This is a genomic window from Sphingopyxis sp. GC21, assembly GCF_025727575.1.
GTDB classification, from domain to species: domain Bacteria; phylum Pseudomonadota; class Alphaproteobacteria; order Sphingomonadales; family Sphingomonadaceae; genus Sphingopyxis; species Sphingopyxis terrae_A.
Genome location: NZ_CP095845.1, coordinates 1774568 through 1793592, shown reverse-complemented (window position 1 = coordinate 1793592; position 19025 = coordinate 1774568). Strand labels below are relative to the sequence as shown.

At 63.6% G+C, this 19025-nt stretch carries 18 protein-coding genes; 12 read left to right on the top strand and 6 right to left on the bottom strand.

Annotated features, from left to right (window positions below; all coding sequences use genetic code 11):
* Window positions 1–349 precede the first annotated feature (349 nt).
* Entirely contained in the window at window positions 350–2491 is a 2142-nt protein-coding gene (locus MU856_RS08640; protein ID WP_263588880.1) for a TonB-dependent receptor, read from the top strand.
* A 128-nt stretch (window positions 2492–2619) separates the two neighbouring features.
* Here the strand turns inward: MU856_RS08640 and MU856_RS08635 are convergent, their stop codons facing one another.
* Window positions 2620–2895 carry an HU family DNA-binding protein gene (locus MU856_RS08635; RefSeq protein ID WP_263588972.1) on the bottom strand — a complete coding sequence of 92 codons (276 nt, stop codon included), beginning with the start codon at window positions 2893–2895 and terminating at the stop codon, window positions 2620–2622.
* A gap of 187 nt (window positions 2896–3082) precedes the next feature.
* On the opposite strand from MU856_RS08635, the gene MU856_RS08630 reads away from it, so the two are divergent.
* Entirely contained in the window at window positions 3083–3994 is a 912-nt protein-coding gene (locus MU856_RS08630; RefSeq protein ID WP_263588879.1) for a toprim domain-containing protein, read from the top strand.
* Window positions 3995–4000: 6 nt separating this feature from the next.
* On the opposite strand, the gene MU856_RS08625 is transcribed toward MU856_RS08630, so the two are convergent.
* Window positions 4001–4195, bottom strand: coding sequence for a hypothetical protein (locus tag MU856_RS08625; RefSeq protein WP_263588878.1), 195 nt, complete (start codon window positions 4193–4195; stop codon window positions 4001–4003).
* Between the two features lie 198 nt (window positions 4196–4393).
* Here MU856_RS08625 and MU856_RS08620 point away from each other — a divergent pair, with 198 nt between their 5' ends.
* The 9 genes from MU856_RS08620 (at window position 4394) to MU856_RS08580 (ending at window position 15481) form a co-directional block, all read left to right on the top strand.
* Entirely contained in the window at window positions 4394–6469 is a 2076-nt protein-coding gene (locus MU856_RS08620) for a ParB/RepB/Spo0J family partition protein (RefSeq protein ID WP_263588877.1), read from the top strand.
* A gap of 201 nt (window positions 6470–6670) precedes the next feature.
* Window positions 6671–10879 (top strand): strawberry notch family protein, encoded by a 4209-nt coding sequence (locus MU856_RS08615; protein WP_263588876.1) that lies wholly within the window; start codon window positions 6671–6673, stop codon window positions 10877–10879.
* A 110-nt stretch (window positions 10880–10989) separates the two neighbouring features.
* Entirely contained in the window at window positions 10990–11244 is a 255-nt protein-coding gene (locus MU856_RS08610) for a type II toxin-antitoxin system VapB family antitoxin (protein WP_263588875.1), read from the top strand.
* Window positions 11245–11392: 148 nt separating this feature from the next.
* The gene (locus tag MU856_RS08605) at window positions 11393–11656 is read left to right on the top strand and encodes a type II toxin-antitoxin system VapC family toxin (protein WP_263588874.1); all 264 of its coding nucleotides are present in this window, start codon (window positions 11393–11395) and stop codon (window positions 11654–11656) included.
* A 196-nt stretch (window positions 11657–11852) separates the two neighbouring features.
* Window positions 11853–12713, top strand: a complete 861-nt coding sequence (locus MU856_RS08600) for a DNA-binding protein (RefSeq protein ID WP_263588873.1) — start codon at window positions 11853–11855, stop codon at window positions 12711–12713.
* Between the two features lie 152 nt (window positions 12714–12865).
* Window positions 12866–13222, top strand: a complete 357-nt coding sequence (gene tnpA / locus MU856_RS08595; RefSeq protein WP_263588872.1) for an IS66-like element accessory protein TnpA — start codon at window positions 12866–12868, stop codon at window positions 13220–13222.
* Complete coding sequence (gene tnpB / locus MU856_RS08590; RefSeq protein ID WP_263588871.1) at window positions 13219–13560, top strand: IS66 family insertion sequence element accessory protein TnpB; 342 nt, start codon at window positions 13219–13221, stop codon at window positions 13558–13560. The genes tnpA and tnpB overlap by 4 nt, the downstream gene beginning before the upstream one ends.
* A 59-nt stretch (window positions 13561–13619) precedes the next feature.
* Window positions 13620–15254, top strand: a complete 1635-nt coding sequence (tnpC, locus tag MU856_RS08585; RefSeq protein ID WP_263588870.1) for an IS66 family transposase — start codon at window positions 13620–13622, stop codon at window positions 15252–15254.
* Window positions 15254–15481 (top strand): hypothetical protein, encoded by a 228-nt coding sequence (locus MU856_RS08580; RefSeq protein ID WP_263588869.1) that lies wholly within the window; start codon window positions 15254–15256, stop codon window positions 15479–15481. Before tnpC ends, MU856_RS08580 begins: the two co-directional genes overlap by 1 nt.
* 198 nt (window positions 15482–15679) lie before the next feature.
* Here the strand turns inward: MU856_RS08580 and MU856_RS08575 are convergent, their stop codons facing one another.
* The 3 genes from MU856_RS08575 to MU856_RS08565 all read right to left on the bottom strand — a co-directional run bounded on the left by MU856_RS08575 (window position 15680) and on the right by MU856_RS08565 (window position 17315).
* A complete protein-coding gene (locus tag MU856_RS08575) occupies window positions 15680–16513 on the bottom strand; it encodes a hypothetical protein (RefSeq protein WP_263588868.1) in 834 nt (277 codons plus the stop codon).
* A gap of 128 nt (window positions 16514–16641) precedes the next feature.
* On the bottom strand, window positions 16642–17064 hold the full coding sequence (locus MU856_RS08570) for a type II toxin-antitoxin system VapC family toxin (RefSeq protein ID WP_263588971.1): 423 nt from the start codon (window positions 17062–17064) through the stop codon (window positions 16642–16644).
* Entirely contained in the window at window positions 17064–17315 is a 252-nt protein-coding gene (locus MU856_RS08565) for a type II toxin-antitoxin system Phd/YefM family antitoxin (RefSeq protein WP_263588867.1), read from the bottom strand. The genes MU856_RS08570 and MU856_RS08565 overlap by 1 nt, the downstream gene beginning before the upstream one ends.
* Before the next feature lie 274 nt (window positions 17316–17589).
* Between MU856_RS08565 and MU856_RS08560 the strand changes: the two genes are divergently transcribed.
* A complete protein-coding gene (locus tag MU856_RS08560) occupies window positions 17590–17886 on the top strand; it encodes a hypothetical protein (RefSeq protein WP_263588866.1) in 297 nt (98 codons plus the stop codon).
* A 254-nt stretch (window positions 17887–18140) separates the two neighbouring features.
* Here MU856_RS08560 and MU856_RS08555 read toward each other — a convergent pair whose 3' ends face one another.
* Entirely contained in the window at window positions 18141–19022 is an 882-nt protein-coding gene (locus MU856_RS08555) for a DJ-1/PfpI family protein (RefSeq protein WP_263588865.1), read from the bottom strand.
* Window positions 19023–19025: the final 3 nt, after the last annotated feature.

The window sequence follows — 19025 nt, the reverse complement described above, 5'->3', positions numbered from 1 at the left end:
TTCCGATCCCCTCATAGTCGCATCCTGCACCTGGCAGGGCCTGGCTTTGACAAGAATCAACTACGGGCCGCAACGGCGCGGAGATGATGCCTGCGAATCACCATGATGGTGACAACCACGCCCGCTCCGATCCCGCAAGCGGAGCGCAACTTGTTCGGTCAGGCTATTGTCTGCAATAGGTTACGTTATCTATTGGCCGTGTCGTTGGCTTCGGGGGGAATCGATGGCGCGTCTATGTCCGTGGGGAGCGGTGGGCCTTGCCGCACTGTGCTCGAGCACAGTTGCGGCGGCGCAGGAGCGAGACGCCGATTCGGCGATTGTCGTCACCGGCGAAAAGGCGAGGAGGTCCTTGCAGGACACGCTTGCCAGCGTCGCGGTGACCACCCCCAAGCGCATCGATCAGGAAAATATCGTCTCGGTCCAGGAGATATTCCAGCGCACCGCGAACATGAGCGATACCTTCTATACCGGGGGTTTCACGCTTCGCGGGATTGCCGATCGCGGGATCAAGGGCGGGGAAGGCGCGGCCCTGGCCACGGTCTTTGTCGATGGCGCAGCCTTGCCTGCCGCCCTCGTTCACGCGGCGCCGACGGATATGTGGGACGTGGCGCAAGTCGAGGTCCTGCGGGGGCCGCAGTCGACCATACGCGGATTGAACACGCTGGCGGGCGCGGTTGTCGTCGAAACGGCGGACCCGGCCATGACCTGGGACATGCGGGCCAGGGCGATGATCACCGATCATGGCGAGACCCAGTTCGCCGCTGCCGCAGGCGGGCCGCTCGTTCCCGGCGAACTGGCCTTTCGGGTGGTGGTGGACAAGCGCGATGCGGATGGCTTCACCTGGAATCCGACGCGGCGCACGCACGAAAACCCTCTCGATTCGACCCTTTTGCGCGCGAAACTGCTGTGGAGCCCGAGCGCCTTGCCGGGCTTCGAAGCGCGTCTCGGCTACACCCGCTACCACCGTCTGAGCGGCTATTCCTTCAGCTACGTCGATACGACGACACCCGACTTCTTCGACCATCGGCGGAATTTCTCGAACGACCCCAACGATAGCGACGCCAGGAGCGATATCGCCACGATCGACCTGCGCTACGATCTGGGTGACGGGCTCTCCCTGACGGCGATCACCGCCTATGACGATGTGCGGGAATCCAGCCGCTACGACAATGACGCCGGTTCGGCGGATGGCGGGACCTATCGCCAGCAAAGCCGCTTCAAGACGCTATCCCAGGAATTACGGCTCAACTACGAGGGCGAACGTCTGAGCGGCCTCGTCGGCGCTTTCGCCTATCGCCGCACGAGCAGCGTCGCCACCGCCAGCGACAATGCCGTCCCGACGCCGATCGACACAATCGTCGCGCTGTTGCGCAGCAGCGGCGTCGATACCCCAACGGCCCGCTTCATAGCCGGGGAGTACGGCCGGGCGCTGCCACAGATCCCGGTTCGCTTCGCGGCGCAGTCTACGGACCGGGTGAACACCTATGCCGTCTTCGGCGACGCGCGCCTCAGGCTGACCGATCGGCTCTCGATCCTGGCCGGCTTGCGCTATGAGCGGGAAATCAGCGACACGGGCATCGTTCAGGCCGCGAGTTTCGCCGGGACATATCCCGACCCGCGCGCGTTCGGGCCTGTTGGATCGCCTCTCTACCTCGCAGTCGCCGGAATTAACCTGGGCGTGGACGGCATCGTCGCCCAGGCGAGCGGCTCGGCCGCCGCCGACGATCGGACCTTCGCCACGTTCCTGCCCAAGGCGGGGATCGAGATGGCGTGGACGCCGAATATCAAGACAGCCTTCACCGTTCAGCGCGGCTATCGTTCGGGCGGCTCGAGCAGCAATGTCGCGCGATCATCGACCTTTGCCTACGATCCGGAATTCACCTGGAACTATGAACTGGCGCTGCGGTCCGCCTGGCTCGATGGCCGGCTGACCCTCAATGCCAACGCCTTCTATATCGACTGGAAGGACCAGCAGGTTTCCGCGAATTTCGGGCTGAACATCTACGACACCAATATCGTCAATGCGGGCACGTCGCACCTCTACGGCTTCGAAATCGAGGCCGCCCACCGGGTGAGCCCCGTCATCGACTGGTATGCGTCGCTCGGGTATACGCGCACGAAGTTCGACGCATTCGCCGCGGCGATCGGCAGCGTCACGAACTATGCGGGGCTCGAATTTTCACATGCGCCGCGCTGGACGCTCGCGGGCGGCGTGAATTTTCGGCCCGCCGAATGCGTCATCGTCAATCTGAACGCCAGCCATCGCTCGTCCATATTCACAGAGGTGCGCATTCCCCAGGCCGCGACCCGTGCGGCCGGGCGAACGCTGGTCAACGCCCGGCTCGCCTACGGAACGCGGAACTGGACCCTGGCCGTCTTCGCGTCCAACATCTTCAACGACCACTACTACCAATATCGTCTCGACGGATTGCCGCGTGCCGTTCTCGGCGATCCGCGGGTATTCGGGGTCACCCTCGAGACACGGTGGTAAGCAAGGCGTCCGGCGCTGTCCGATAGGCCGCTGATCCGCGCGGTCTTCATCGTTCCAAGGCTTCGGTTGACGCTGCGATGACAGGGCAATGCCGAGGCTGGCCTGGGCCGCCCCGGCATTGCGGTTGATTACCCGTTCAACTTGTCCTTCACGGCCTTCGCCGGCGTGAACGTCAGTTTCCTGGAAGCCGCGATCGTCATCGCCGCGCCGGTGGACGGATTGCGGCCTTCGCGCGCCGGGCTGTGCTTCACCTTGAACTTGCCGAAGCCGTTCAGCGCGATTTCCTCGCCCTTGGCCGCGGCCTCGACGATCGCGGCAAAGATGCCGTCCACGTATTTGCGCGCGTCGGTCTTGGTTATGCCGTTGGCTGCGGCGAGGACGTCGGCAAGATCACTGTTGTTCACCGAGGGAAACTCCTTTTCGATTTGTCGTGGGGCCCATGCCGAATCACCCCGGCGCAGGCGTTCGACGCTTCTATGCAGCAACGCGTCGGCGGTCATCTCCGGCGTATCGGCACTTCGCTGATCGATCACCGATTGCCCGGACCTTGGGAAGGGGAGGGGGCGGGAAGCTGGCGGAAGGAATTTCGTCATGCCGCACAATTGCAACCTCGACCTCGAGACTGCCGCCGCCGATCTCGTCAGACGGCTCGGAGGCCGCTGGAACGGAAAGTTCGGCCTGTGCCGGTGTCCCGCTCATGCCGATCACGATCCAAGCCTGTCGGTGCGGGCGGGGCGTCGAAGCCTGCTGTTCAAATGCTTCGCCGGCTGCGACACCATCGATGTCCTGCGCGCACTTCGGCTGCTGCGACTGGACGTGCCCACCAACGACAATGACAATGATCGTCCGCCCACCTGGCGATCGCGCGACGAGCGTATCGCCGTGCGGGCGCGGGAACTCTGGAACGGAGCCTGGCCGATGAGAGGGACGCCGGCCGAGCGCTATGCCCGCAGCAGGGCGCTTGTCGGCAGTGCCGCCACGCTGCGCTATCATCCCCGAACGCCGCTTGGCTCTGGACATTGCTTGCGGTTCCGTCCCGCGCTGCTTGCCGCCGTCCGTAGTCAGAACCGCGTCGTGGCCCTGGAGCGGCTGTTTCTCGATCCCGTCACGGGCTTGCCCGCCGCCGACCTCGATCCTCCAAAGCGAATGCTCGGGCGCCCCCTTGATGGCGCTGTGCGCTTCGGTCTGCCCGGCGACACGCTCGGCCTCGCCGAAGGCTGGGAAACCGGCTGGTCCGCGCACATCCTGCTCGGAATTCCGGTCTGGGCGTCGCTCGGAAGCGAACGCTTCGGTCACATAGCCATACCTGACAGCGTGACCAGGCTCATCCTCCTTCCCGACGATGATCAGGCCGGGCGCATCGGCACCGCGACCGCACGCGAAGCCCATGATCGGCCCGGACGCTCGATCGACGTCTGGTTGCCGGACCATGGCTGCAACGACTGGAACGATCAGCTTTGCGCGGACATTCAGGAACGCCGCATTGGCGCCGGACAAGAGTAGCCTGCGTCAACGCTTCCGGATCGCGCCGAAGGCTCCGGCCAGCAGCCCCAGCAGAAATCCGATTGGCCCGGTAATGAAAATTCCCAGCATCGGCCCCTGGTTGGCATCCGGGGTGAAGATCATCGGCCCGAAAAAGCCTCCAGCAAATCCGATCGCCCCTAACAGGCAACCCGTTCGGGCCGCCGCCTTCAAGATCGCCATGGACCCGATCCCCTCTGGCGCAGCGCAGCATAGGCGCAAATCCCATCCATCCAGCCGACCTGTGGCCGCGCGGTCTGCGCGAATTTCCCCAAGCTGACGCGGCTCTCGACCGCACCGGGCTGGAGGGGAGGGGGTGAGGGGATGGTGCGGAAAGTGGCCTGATGGTCAGGCGAACACGCCGCGCAAGGAGTAACACCCATGACCTATCCGATCATCTACGTCCCCGCGGTCAACTGCCGGGTCGCCGAAGACAATGTGCGCAAGCACTCCAATGCCGATGCCGACGCCCAGTTCGAGGCCCACCTCGGCGAGACCGGCATCGTCCTCCAGAATCTGATCGGCGTGCCGATCAAGCGCCGCAAGGACCACTACGATATCTATGCCGGCGGCCGCCGTCTGTCGCGCACGCTCGGCAACATCGAAAAGGGCGTTCTGCCCAAGGACTTCCAGGTCCCGGTGATGGTCGTGCCCACCGCCGAGGACGCGATCTCGATGAGCCTTGCCGAAAATTTCTTCCAGCTGGCGATGAACCCGGCCGACGCCTGCACCGCGTTCCGCACCATCATCGACAAGGAAAAGAAGACGGCCGCCGACATCGCCAAGCGGTTCAGCCTCACCGAGAAGTTCGTGCTGGGCCGTCTGCGCCTCGCCAATCTGGCAACGCCCGTGTTCGAAGCGCTGGCCCGCGGCGAAATCACCCTCGATATCGCCAAGGCCTACGCCAAGACCAGCGACACGGTTCGGCAGGCCGCCGTCTATGAAAGCCTCGCCGGCACCTACTACGCCAACAACGTGCGCGAAATCGAGACCCAGGTCACGGCGGGCAGCTACACCGGCGGCCACCCCAAGGCGCTGCTGGTCGGTCGCGAGGCCTATCTCGCGGCGGGCGGCACGATCGACAGGGACCTCTATTCCGATGCGGAAAGCGAACTGTGGACCAGCCGCGAAGTGCTGGACCAGCTGGCCGAGGAAGCCCTCGCCGAGGCGGCGGAAGCCATCCGGCAGCGTGAAGGCTTCGCCGAGGTCCGTACCATCGCATCCACCCATGTTCCTTATACCGCAACGATGGGGCTGCGGCGGATCTCGGGCGTCATTCCGCTGCTCAGCGACGAACTGCAGGCCCGAATGCAGGAAATCGAGGCCGAGATCGAAGCGATCGAGCAGGACGCCAACGAGGTCGACGGGTACACGGACGATCAGATCGAGAAGGTCGAGGCGCTCGAAACCGAACTCGGCAAGATCCTGAACCGGCAGCCGGTCTATGAGCCTGAGCAGAAAGCGACCGCGCTCGCCTATGTCGTGATCGGCGAGGATGGCAAGCCCGTCGTCGAGGAAACGCTTTTCCTGTCCGAGAGCGGCGATGACGACGACGTGTCGGGTGCCGACTACGAGGGCGACGGCGAAGACGACGGCCCGGCGAACGATGCGGACGGCGATCCCGCTCCGCGCAAGCCTGCTCTCAGCCAGAAGCTGGTCGACCGGCTCTCGGTCATGCGGACCGAACTCGTCGCGCTCCATGTGGCGAACGATCCGCACTTCGCGATGGACCTCGGCACCTTCGTGATGATCGATGCCGCGCATCGCAAGTTCGGCGGCGCCTATGATCTCGCCTCCGGCCTCAAGGCGCCTCTGCCCGAACGCCGCGTGGGCAACTACGTCACCGAGACCGCCGCGGCCGAAGCCTGGGCCAAGCTCGAAGGCGAACTCGACCACTCCTGGCGCGATGCGGGCGAGGTTATCGCGCGGTTCGATGCGTTCCGGGCGCTGGACGACGAAAAGCGCGCCGCCTGGTTCGCCTGGGCGATCGCGCGGACCATCGAGCCGGTCAATGACGCCGGTTCGGGCGCACCGTTCCTCCGCCATATCGGTCGCAGCCTCGACATCGATGTCGCTCGCTGGTGGCGGCCGACGGCGCGGAACTTCTTCGATGCCGTCAGCCGCAAGTGGATCCTCGACCTGTTCGAGGACATCGGCGGCGAGGATCTGACGACGCGGTATGGTGCCGCGAAGAAGGGCGAACTGGCGAAGTCCGCTGAAAAGCTGTTCGCCGGCCAGACGATCATCGAAGCCGAGATCAAGGACAAGATGCTCGCCTGGGTTCCCAGGCCGATCCGGTTCGAGGAGCCCTCGGCCGAGGACAAGGCGGCCCGGCCCTCCAGCGATGATCCGGCAGCCGCGATCGGTCACGGCGCAAACGAGGATGGCGGTCTGACCGTCACGCCCGTCGAGGCTGCCAACGACGGCGACGGCGAGGATCTGGCCGAAGCCGCCTGAGCCCATCGCCTCCGCACCTTTCGGGCCGGGACGCACCGTCGTTCCGGCCCGATTTCGTTTTTGCGCGTGACTTGCCGGCCCGCCTCGGGAGCTGCCGCGCACCCATCGGAGTATTTCGACATGAGCAATCCACTCACCGCGGTTCGCGGCGCCTGCACCGACGAGGCTGCCGCAAAGGCGGTCAACCTCCACACCGTCGCCATGCTGGTCGCCGAAAAACTCACCCAGGGCGGGCTGATCTCGCGCCAGGCGCTGGTCCGCATGATGCGCGAGACTTTCGGCGCCACCGATGCGTCGGGCGCCTGGTCGATGCGCGACGCCTATGACGCGCTTGAAGCCGGGCAGGTTCTGTTCCTTCGCGATGCCGGGACATCGCCGCTGGCCTCGGTCGGTCCGGACGCGACTCTCGAGGCCTTGATCGACATCGAACGCAGCCTTCCGACGCAGACTTACCGCTCGGAGCATCAGGTCGACTTCCAGCAATTCAGCACGCCCATGGCGCTGGCCTGGATCGCTGGGCTTTGCGCCCGGACCAGCTCGAAAGACGTGGTGCTGGAACCATCCGCGGGCACCGGCATGTTGACGGTTCTGGCGGCGCGCGCCGGTGCGGTCCTCCACCTCAACGAGCGCGATCCCCAGCGCGCGGCGCTGCTCGCCAAGGTCGCCGACCAGCCTGTCACCGTTTATGATGCTGCTTCGATCGACGACTGGCTCCCCGCGAGCTTCGCGCCCGACGTCGTGCTCATCAATCCGCCATTTTCGCGGAGCGAGGGCAGGGGACGTGATCGCCATGCCGGCGCTCGCCATCTGCGCTCGGCGCTGCTGCGGCTCCGGGACCATGGTCGCTGCGTTGCAATCATGGCGTCCAGCTTTACCGCCGACGGACCGGGCCGAGCCGGATATGCCTCGGTGTCCGAAGTGGTTCGCCCGCGCGTCGAGATCGACATCCGCGGCGATGTCTATGCCAAGCACGGGACAGCCACGCGTATCCGGCTGCTGATTTTCGACAAAGGCTGGATCGGCGAGACGGCCCATATCGCCGTGGACTCGCTTGTGGACGCCTTGCCCCATGTGCTGGCGCTTCCTTCCCGCCTGGGGCCGCCACCATCGCCGCCGGGCGATCCGGCGCCCATGCCTTCCGCAAGGCCGGTCTGCACCCGCAGGCCGGCCTTTTCTCTGTTTGGCGGTGTCAAGCCCATGCCCCGCGTCGCGCCGCCCGAACGCGAGACGGTGGACACCGAGGCGAAGCCCGTCGACTATGTGCTCCGCGACGAGCCGCTGCCGATGGGTGAGGCCGCAGGCATCTTTGCGCCGTGGCGCCTGGCCCGCGTCGACATAACAGGCGCGACGCCGCATCCCGACATGCTGGTCGAAACGCTCGCCATGGCCTCGGTCCTGCCGCCGGCGCCAACCTATCGCCCCTCGCTGCCGCCAGCCACCTTTGCGGCGCTGTCGGATGCCCAGCTCGAAACGCTGATGCTTGCCACCAGCGCGTTCGACCGGGACCTTCCGGGACGCTACCAGACCAATGAAGCCGGTGACGTCCTGCACGAGAACGATCAAGGGCATGTTTACCGGCAAGGGTTCTTCATCGGCGATGGCACGGGCGTCGGGAAGGGGCGCGAAGCAGCCGCCTGTATCATGGATCAGTGGTGTCGCGGCAATCGGCGGCATGTCTGGATTTCGCTGAACGGCCCCCTCCTGGGCGATGCGAGGCGAGACTGGGAAGCTCTTGGCGGCGTGGCCGCCGACATCCAGCCGCTAGATGCGATCGCGCTCGGACAGCCTATCGCCATGTCATCGGGTATCCTGTTCCTGACCTACAGCACGCTGCGCTCGGTTCGGGACAAGGAGGCCTCGCGCCTCGATCAGATTCTCGCCTGGCTGGGCGGTGAGTTCGATGGCATCATCATTTTCGATGAATCCCATGCGCTTGCCAATGCCGCGCCGGGTGCCAGCGAGTTCGGCGATGCGGTAGCCTCCCAGCAGGGCATTGCGGGCCTGCGTCTCCAGAACGCGGTGCCGCGTGCGCGCATCCTCTATGTCTCGGCGACCGGCGCCACCACACCCGCCAATCTCGGCTACGCGATGCGGCTTGGCCTGTGGGGCGCAGGAACCGCGTTCAACACGCGCACGAATTTTACCGCCGCCATGGAAAAAGGCGGCATTGCCGCGATGGAAGTCGTCAGCCGCGACCTCAAGGCCACCGGCCTCTATACGGCCCGGTCGCTATCTTATGCCGGCATCGAGTACGATCCGCTCGAGCACAAGCTCACACCCGCACAGATCGCCATCTATGACACCTACTGCGATGCCTGGGCTATTGTGCATGCGGGCCTCGATGCCGTGCTCAAGGCGACCAATGTCATCGACCGGGTGAGCGGCGATACGCTGAACGGGCAGGCCAAGGGCGCGGCGCTCTCCCGGTTCGAAAGCTCTCGCCAGCGCTTCTACTCGAGCCTTCTGGTCGCGATGAAAATGCCGACGCTCTTGACGGCGATCGATGAGGAACTGGCGCGCGGCCACGTTGCCGTCGTCCAGTTGGTCTCTACCTCGGAGGCGATCCTCGAGCGGCGCCTGGCCGAGCTTTCCCCCGACGAGCGGGCCTCGCTCGACCTGGACCTCTCGCCCCGCGACGTCCTGGTCGGGTACTTGACCGACGCTTTTCCGACCCGGCAGATGGCGGTCTACAAGGACAATAGCGGTGAGCTTCGTTCACGTCCTGCGGCGGACGCCGATGGCAATCCCGTGCTCTGCCAGGAAGCCGTGCGCGCCCGCGATGCGCTGATCGAGAAGCTCTGCGCCATGCCGCCGGTTTCGACCGCACTTGACGAACTGATCCGTCGTTTCGGGACGGACAGGGTGGCGGAAGTCACCGGGCGCACGCGCCGGATCGTCAACGATTGCGCGGGGCGCCAGAAAATCGAGCGCCTGACCCCGCTTGCCCGGATTGCGGACACGAACGCGTTCCAGAATGGCGACAAAGACATTCTGGTGTTCACGCGGGCCGGCGGCACCGGACGATCCTATCATTCCGACCGAGGCTCCAACAGCGCTCATCGGCGGCGCGTGCACTTTCTGCTGGAACCGGGCTGGTCGGCCCCGGCGGCGATCCAGGGACTGGGCCGCACGCACCGCACCAATCAAATGACACCACCGATCTTCCGCCCCGTGACCACGGATTGCAAGGGCGAACGCCGGTTCATCTCGACCATCGCCCGTCGGCTCGACGCGCTGGGCGCGCTCACCCGCGGCCAGCGGCAGGCCGGGAGCCAGAACCTGTTCGATCCGGCCGACAATCTGGAGAGCGACTACGCCAAGGATGCGCTGCATCAATGGTATCATCTGCTTCACGCCGGCAAACTGGCCAGCACGACCCTTGCGACATTCGAGATGATGACGGGTCTCAAGCTCACCTATGGGAATTCGGGTGAGCTGCTTGACAAGCTCCCGCCGATCCAGCGCTGGCTCAATCGGCTCCTGGCGCTCAGGATCGCGATGCAAAATGCGATATTCGAGGAATTCTTCGCGCTCATCCAGACGCGGATCGATGCTGCGCGCGAGGCTGGGACGCTCGATCTTGGCGTGGAGACGATCCTCGCGCAAAAGGTCGAACTGCTCTCCGACACCATCATCCACCGCGATGAGGTATCGGGCGCGGAAACCCGACTGCAAAAGCTCAACCTCCATCTCAAGCGCAATGTCACCAGCTTTGGCCGGCTGATGAATGTATGGGAAGGGGCCGACGATATCGCGTTCCTGCGCAATGCGCGCTCGGGCCGCGTCGCGCTGCGCGTACCGTCATGGTCACAGATGGACGAAGAAGGTCGCCCAATACCGATGTGCCAACTCGTCCGGCCGACGGGCCAGGATCGCATGCGTCTCGAAAGTCTCGCCCGCAGCTTCTGGCAGCATATCGACAAGGAAGCGTTCGAACGTCTCTGGCGCGAGGAGGCCGAGCAGGCGCGCGAACAAGTCGATACCGAGACGGTGCATGTTGCGACCGGCCTGTTGCTGCCCGTCTGGAACAAGCTCCCGGAAAACGACGTGCGGGTGTGGCGGATCGTCGATGAGGCCAGCGGGCAATCGCGGCTCGGCCGTATCATCTCTGCCGAAATGCTCGCCCAAACCGCCGCGAGCTTCAATGTCGCCGACGCCGTGAAGCTGTCGCCCGCCGATCTCATTGTCGCCGCCTCGAGTTACGACGGCGCCCCGATCGATACCTTGCCCGGTGCGCGTCTGATCCGGGTGCGCGTCAATGGGCAGCAGCGCCTCGAGATCAGGGGGTATCCCGCCGAGAGGCTCGATTGGCTGAAATCGCTCGGCTCGTTCACCGAGATCATCAGCTTCCGAACCCGGCTGTTCCTTCCGCCTGACGATGCCGAACGGATATTGTCCGAACTCGGATAATTCAGGGCTTGCTGGCCGGATTTACGCACTGCGGAATTCGGTCAGCAGCCAGGCTCATTGCGGACTCCGCAAGGAATGGACACATACGAGCTACACGAAGGAAGCTACACATGACGCTGAACATCCGCAATCCCGAAGCCGATGCGCTTGCACGACGTCTCGCTCAGATCGACCAGACGACGATTACCGAGGCAGTGGTAGCTGCGCTCAAGGAGACGCTGCAGTCACGGATTCGGCACGAGAGTCCCTCCCAGACCGCACAGAGGCTCCTTGCTCGTCGAGGGCTTGCGTTCAAGCCGGATCGCAAGCCGGTGCCTGATAGCGTGTGGCATGAGCTTGATCACGATCTCGCCGGGGAGGCGTGATGTTCGTGGATGCCCGTGCAATCGTTTCTATCTTCGCTGGGGAAGAAGCCGCTGAAGCATACGAAGAGGCGCTCGTGGATGCGCAAGCTCCGTTCACTTCGGCGCTTGCCGCCTGGGAGCGATCATCGTCCTGTCGAGGCCCGAACAGTTGGGATGCAGCTATCGAGATGCTCATGCCGTCGTTACCGAATGGCTTGAACTGCGAAATATCGCGCTGCGTGAAGCAACGTCTCCCACCAAGGTTTTGAGTTTGGCGGTCGAAGTTGCCGAAGACCACGGAATCGGCAAGCGGCGGCTGAGCAATTTCGACTGCTTCCACTATGCGCACGCGAAGGCAGCCGGACAGCCAATTCTCACCCTCGACAGCCTTCTGCGAAAGACTGACCTGGAAGTACTCCCGGCGAATCATTGACACTCTGCCCGGTTTTCCGGGAACGTGCAGCAGCACAAAGCCGACGTCTGTAAACTGCTGAACACATAGGTTTGGAGATCAGTGTTGCCGGTGGAACATGACATGTTCGAACATTGATCAGAAAGCTCCGGCGGTCCTGCTCCTGAAAACCGACACCGAGCATTTTTCCGCAGCCCTTCGAGAAGATGTCCGCCGCTTGACCGGCATTCTGTTCGATACATTTTCCGGCATCGTTCAGGGCAAGTTGTCCGAGCATTTCAGGTCGGGGCGGATTTTGAAGCTCATCCTCCATGGGGCGCACGCTGGGGCCGAGGGCGCACCCGCTGTCACGGGAGCCATCGAACTGTTGGCGATCGTCAACTATCCGAAATTGGCGGCAAGGCGACGAGCCTGGGGGCCGGTACACGATCGCTTGCGGCTCGCATGGGAGCGTGGCGAAGTCTCCCATCCGGTTCGGCTCGAGGTGGAAAGCCTTGAATCGGTCAACAGAGCCCTGGTCACGGGCGATCCGCGCCTCGTGGACATCGTATCGAACGGCATCGCGCTGTATCAATGCGACGCGACACCGTTCAAATCCCCGCGACACCTGTCTCCGGCTGAACGGCAATCGCGCGGACGGGCCGAATATGCGCGCTGGTATGCACGAGGAAGCGACTTTCTTCAGTGCGCAGGTTTCTGCCGAGACCAGGTCAACGATTCCATGGCGGCGCTGCAATTGCATCAAGCCTGTGAGCTCTTCTATAGCTGCGTCAGCTGGTCGTTGACCCTTTATGGTTTGCGGACGCATGAGTTGGACGATCTCCGGCGGGCGGCGGAGGTGCTCGACGAACGCCTCTTTGCGGCCTGGCCTCGAACCACATACTTCGAGCGGCGAGCCTACAACTGCATCCGCCGCGCCTACCTTGAAGCGCGATATGGCCATAACTACCGGATCACCCGCAGCGAACTTGAATGGGCGTTCGAGCGCGTCGTTGTTCTCAGCCAGCTCGTGGGAGAGGTCTGCCGAGCGCGCTTGGCCCCGGTCGATGCCTTCTACGGGCCGATCGCGGATCACTGATGCAGGAAGCCGTGATCGGTGATGCGGATACATGGTGCAGGGGCATGACGGAAAACCCCCGAGTATCTGTCCGGTGAGGCCCGCTTGCTGAGGAAGGCGGGTGTGGCTCAGGACGTCCTTATGGACGCACATATGGACGTACGCAGGGCAGCATGATGCAGGTGACGGTGTTGTCGGACGCCCGGCGCCGACGTGATTGGTCGGATGAGGAACGGCTGGAGATCCTGCGGGAGGCGTTCTCACCGGGCGCTGTAGTTGCCCAGGTCGCTCGCCGGTATGACGTGTCGCGAGGCCTGATCTACATCTGGCGCCGGGAGGCGCTGAGGCGAGCACAGTCAGCATTCACACCGGCGGTGATCGAGGATGCGGCGCGATCGGAGCCGCCCTGCGGATCGGCTGCAGAACCTGAAGCGGCGATCGTGCTGGAGCTGGCCGATGGTCGGCGGCTGCGGATTTCGGCGTCGGCCCCGCCAGCGCTTGCGGCCGCCGCGCTGAGGGCGGTGCGATGATCCCGTCGGGCGCGCGGGTGTGGATCGCAATGGGGCACACCGATATGCGGCGCGGCATGCAGAGCCTGGCCGCCCAGGTGCAGCAGAACTTCTTCAAGGATCCGTTCGCCGGCGATCTGTGGGTCTTTCGCGGTCGTTCCGGATCACTGGTGAAGATTATCTGGCACGATGGGATCGGCATGTCGCTCTACGCCAAGCGGCTCGAGAAGGGGCGGTTCGTGTGGCCCTCGGCGAAGGACGGCGTGGTCAGTTTGACCACTGCGCAGCTGGCCTGCCTGCTCGAGGGGATCGACTGGCGCAACCCGCAGTACAGCTGGCGGCCGCAGAGCGCCGGATAGGCTGCAAAGTCCCGCATTTACGGCTTGATCTGCAGGGCTGGCAGTGATTCACTCCTCCCATGGAAGCCGCTGTTCCACCCTTTCCGGACGATGTTGAAGTCCTCAAGGTGCTGCTGGCTTCAGCGCTGCAGAAGATCGATCAGATCGAGGCCAACGCCCGGGCCAGGGAGAACGCCACCGCGGCGATGATCGCGCACCTCAAGCTGCAGAATGCCAAGCTGCGACGCGAGCAATATGGCCCCAGCGCTGAACGCACCGAGCGGCTGCTCGGCCAAGGCGAACTGGAGCTCGAAGACCTCGAAGCCGATGCCGCCGAGGACGAGCGTGCCGCCGAAGTGGCGGCGGCGAAGACTGCAACCATTGCGGCCTTCGAACGGCGCAAGCCGGCCAGGAAGCCCCTGCCGGACCATCTGCCGCGTGAGCGTGTCGTCATTCCCGTGCCATGCGCCTGCCCGGCCTGCGGCGGCGACCGGCTGTCGAAGCTCGGCGAGGACGTGACCGAGACGCTCGAGGTCATCCCGCGCCAGTGGAAGGTCATCCAGACGGTGCGCGAGAAGTTCGCCTGCCGGGACTGCGAGAAGATCACGCAGCCCCCGGCGCCCTTCCACGTTACGCCACGCGGGATGTTCGGCCCTGGCTTCCTCGCCATGCTGCTGTTCGACAAGTACGGCCAGCATCAGCCGCTGCACCGACAGGCCGAACGCTTCGTCAGCGAGGGCGTGCCGCTCAGCGTCTCGACCTTGGCCGACCAGATTGGCACCACCTGTGAGGCGCTGATGCCGATCTTCCGCCTGATCGAGGGACACACCTTTGCCGCCCAGCGGCTCCACGGCGATGATACGACCGTGCCGGTCAGAGCCAAGGGCAAGACCATCACCGGCCGATTGTGGAACTACGTTCGCGACGATCAGCCCTTCGGCGGCAACGATCCGCCCTCGGTCGTATTCCACTACTCGCGCGACCGGCGCGGCGATCATCCTCGCCGTCATCTCGGAGCATGGTCCGGCATTCTCCAGGCCGATGCCTATGCCGGCTACAACGAGCTCTATGCCCCGAACCGCGAGCCCGGTCCGATCCTTGAGGCGGGCTGCTTCGCCCATGCGAGGAGGAAGTTCTTCGAGCTCGCGGATGTCGAGGGCGCTGCGCGCCGGAAGAGCCGCGGCGAGAAGCCTGGCATGATCTATCCGATCGCGCTCGAGGCCGTGCAGAAGCTCGACGCCCTGTTTGCGATCGAGCGGGAGATGAATGGCCAAAGTCCGGCCGAGCGCCTTGCCATGCGCCAGGCACTCAGCGCCCCGCTGATGGCAGAACTCCACGATTGGCTGAACACCCAGCTCGGTCGGATATCGCGCAACCATGACCTCGCCAAGGCCATCAACTACATGTTGCGCCGGTGGGACGCGTTCACCAGGTTCCTCACCGACGGCCGGGTCTGCCTGTCGAACAACGCCGCGGAGCGGGCGCTGCGTTGCGTACCCCTCGGACGCAGGTCGTGGCTGTTCTGCGGCTCCGATCGCGGCGGGCAACGCGCCGCCGTCGCCTACTCGCTCATCCAGACCTGCCGGCTCAACGATGTCGATCCCCAGGCCTGGCTCGCCGATGTCCTGGCCCGCATCGCCGACCATCCCGTCAGCCGTCTCGACGAACTCCTGCCGTGGAACTGGCGCCTCTCTCAGCTCGCGCTGGCCGCCTGATGGCCCACGTCAACAAGGTCCATTCCGTGCGAACCATCGGCCTCGTCGCCCGGGAACTCGACAAAACCGAAGACGAGATCGCCGATCTCGCACTCGGCATGGATCCGCAAGACGGCCTGATCTGGATCTACAGCCCCGAGCACGAAGACGGCATCATGGCCTTCACCTATGACGGCGTCGACAACCTCGAAACGCTCATCGCTGACCAGCAAATCGCCAAACGTTAGTCTGCCTGCGGCCCTCGCCGTATGGCTACACCCCCGAAACGGCATTGTCGGACACTTTTACTTTCCGACAGTGTTTTTCGGACACTCCGGCCTACAACGGATGGGACCGCCCCGCCGATCGGGGATTTTCCGCAGAAATGCGTGGCACCCTGTCGGGAATCATGTGATTGTCGGCGCATGTGGGTCAATCGGATGAAATCAGGGCAAAAGCGCCGATTTAACCGCCTTGCTTATCTCGAGTGCGAGAGCAAAGTAGCCGCCTCGCAATGATATTTTCGCTTCGTCCGCGAGAATTTCGGTCGCGAGAACATCGGGATCGAAATGCCATCCTTCATCTTTATCCCAGAAATAACTCATAAAAGTGGCGAGTGCCATCGCATGGGGGGAATCGCTGTCCAGCAGCGTAAGTCTCCTGATTTCGTTCGGCATTTCGTGCCAGATTTCGATTAAATAGTCCTGTCGGACTTCATCAGCGGTGCGATCCTCAATCCAGCAGCCCCGCGCCTCCATGATAGCTGACACCGCTGGAAGCCATTTGGCTTTCCCCGCTTCGAACTCGCAGTATCCGACAGCCGCTATGTCGCGCATCGCCTCAACATAGTAGCTGGGGACCGGGAACCAATCCTTATGAATCGGCAGGCCAGCTAGGCGCACATTTCCAAGAACATCGTGCCTGTCCATGCGCACCGCATATCGGATGAAACACCCGACCAACCATTGTTCATCGACGGAATCGGAAAGAGCCTCCCGAGCAAGTTGCTCGCGTAGTGTCGGATACTGGAGTTTCAGCGCATGGACGTAATAATCATATGATCCTGGAGCCGCTTCCCGTTCAAGAAAACCGAGCTTGTCCAGAGCTTCAAAGATTTCGTCGTCTTCGTCATGGGTAAGCCATTGCGTTAATAGCGCCCCATTGGGGATTTCGGCATGGAGGGCAATGTCGCTGGGATCGTCCAGCAGCCGCCGCGCAATTTCGTATTGGCGCTGATACAGCGTTGCTATGAGGGCATGGAGTGTGTGCTCGAAATTCATCTGGCTTCATTAGCGTCATAGCGGTTTCAAAGCCGTGAAGCTGATCTTTCGCAGATCAGCCGAGTGCAATGCCCCCTAATGCACGAAAAACAGGTGTTTTCCGCACTTTGAGGGCTTCCGGCGTTCGCTCAATGGCTTTCCCACGGGTTGAGTATGAGAACGCCCGTTGCCTCGAAGTCTGCGACATTGCGCGTCACGACGGTCAGACCATGTACTTGAGCGGTGGCCGCGATCCAGCCATCGCGCTCGCTGACCGGATCAGGGACGTGCAGTGCTGCGCAGGCGATCGCAACCGTGGTGTCCATCGCCAGCACACGACCGGCAAAACCAGGTTTGATGATATGGTCGAGCCAGTGCCGTAGTTTCTCACCCTGCGCAGGATCGCGGCGCTCGACGCGAACCACGCCCAGTTCCAGTTCGAACAGCGACATGGCCGAAATGAACGTCGTGCTGGGATCGGTCGCCTTGAGCCATGCCACGACTTCCGGCGCCGCACGCCCTGATCGGGCCTTGCGACTTTCGGAAATGACATTGGTATCAACCAGGAACATCAATCGAGGTCCGCTGGCCGCGCGCCGATGCGTGCCTTGGGCGGCTCGAAATCGAAATCCTGATCGTCGTCGGGCATCAGCACGTCGAGCAATGAGGTGCCGCGCCCCGCAAGGCGCTCATAATCCTTGATCGCCAGCACGACGAGCGAAGGCTTGTTGCGGTCGGTGATGAACACGGGACCCGACAGGGCAGCACGCTTGATGCTGCCAGGATCACGGTTGAAATCCCTGCTGGTGAAGGTGGCTGGCATTGGTGCATCCGTATGTCGTTACATACAGACATATGGATGCACGATAGCTGAATGTCAACGCAGTCGCGATTGCGACTGTGATCGGCGTCTAGTCAGGAGCAGAGATTCGCAACAGGAAGCTGCCAATCGCGTCCCGCCCCATTGCGGAAGTATTCATGCCGGATCCCCACGCCCACCGGGAGGCTTGGCTGCGTGGGTACGCTTTTGATCGCATTCGCTGACATATCACTGAAACGCTCATCCAATTCGACAGGCAATCAGTTGAATCCAGCCGTTGCAGCCCGGCCAGCAAGGTGCCATCATCGGCGCGATGGGACGAGGCGATCCTTCGGGAAAGTGGTGGCGACGCGGCGACCGCACCAGCTATCACACCTACTATCGGCCAACGAGCAACCGGCAAGGGAAGCTCTTGTTCGGCTTGTTCGTGCTGTTGGGACTCGCCGCGCTCGGCCTCGCGGGGTTCCACCGGGCGGGAATGGCCGCTCTGTCCCATGGCGATGCGGTGCTGGGCGTCATCGGCTTCTTTTCTGTCCTGCTCGGTCTATGGCAGATTCGCTCCCTTTCCCGTTAGGGCGATACCCTGCGACTGGACAATGTTACCCGCACAAACAGGAGGAATCCGCCGCCACGCCGCTACAACGGACCGGCCAAACCGAGCGTTCACCTGCTCTCAATTCAATTGCAAGGCGACGTCGTGGTCCCGTCCTGGTCCGGTGGATGAAGATGCGATCCGGCTCGGCGCAGTAGCTATCCCTTGCGAACGCCGCCTGATCCCATGCTGTTCGTAGCGCGAGACCAGCGGCGATGCGTTTTGAATAACTGGATTCAGCCTGTGGCCATCGCGCGGAACTGCGCGGCGAGCGGGCGGGCCATTTCGCTCATCATGTGCGCGACCGGCGCAGAGGTCGTGGCAAGCGTGCCGCCCTTGATCGGCGGATCGGGCGCATATTCACTCTGGAGGACCAGCGATTCCGCGTAAGCGCGGCCGCGCAGCATCTCGACCAGCGCGATGGCGAAATCCATGCCGGCCGTGACACCGGCGCCGGTCAGGACGTTGCCGTCCCTGACCACACGTTGATCGACCGGGATCGCTCCGAAGTCTTTCAGGGCGTCGCGCGCCGCCCAGTGCGAGGTGGCCCGCTTTCCCTCGAGCAGACCGGCCTTTGCCAGGATCATCGATCCGGTGCAGACGCTGGTGACGTGCCTGGCGCGCGAAGCGCGGTCCCTGATCCACGCCATGACGTCGGCCCGGCCCATGACCGAAAGGGTGCCCTCGGTGCCGCCCCCCATGAACAACACGTCGAGCTCCCTGGGGGCGTCCGCCATTGTCACCGTGGGCTGGATCGCAAGACCAAGATCGGAGACGACCGGCGACATATCCTTCTCGGTGGTGACGAGATGGACCTTTGCGCCGTAGAGGCTGGCGAAGAAGAAATGCGGGCCGACCAGATCAAGCGCGGTGAACCTGGGATAGAGCAGCATCGCCACCTGTTCCTGCCCCCACAGGCCCGGCCCCAGCACGCGGTTCATTTCTTCCATGTGCATGTCGGTCATCGCCGTCTGATCGGCGGCAACCGGATCAGCGGAAGCGGCCGATCCTGCCGGTTTTGTCGTTTGCGCGGCCATGGCCTTTTCGACAGCCAGGTAGGGGGCAAGCAATGCTGCTCCGGTCATGCCCTGCAAGAAGGCGCGGCGGTTGGTGTCCATGAT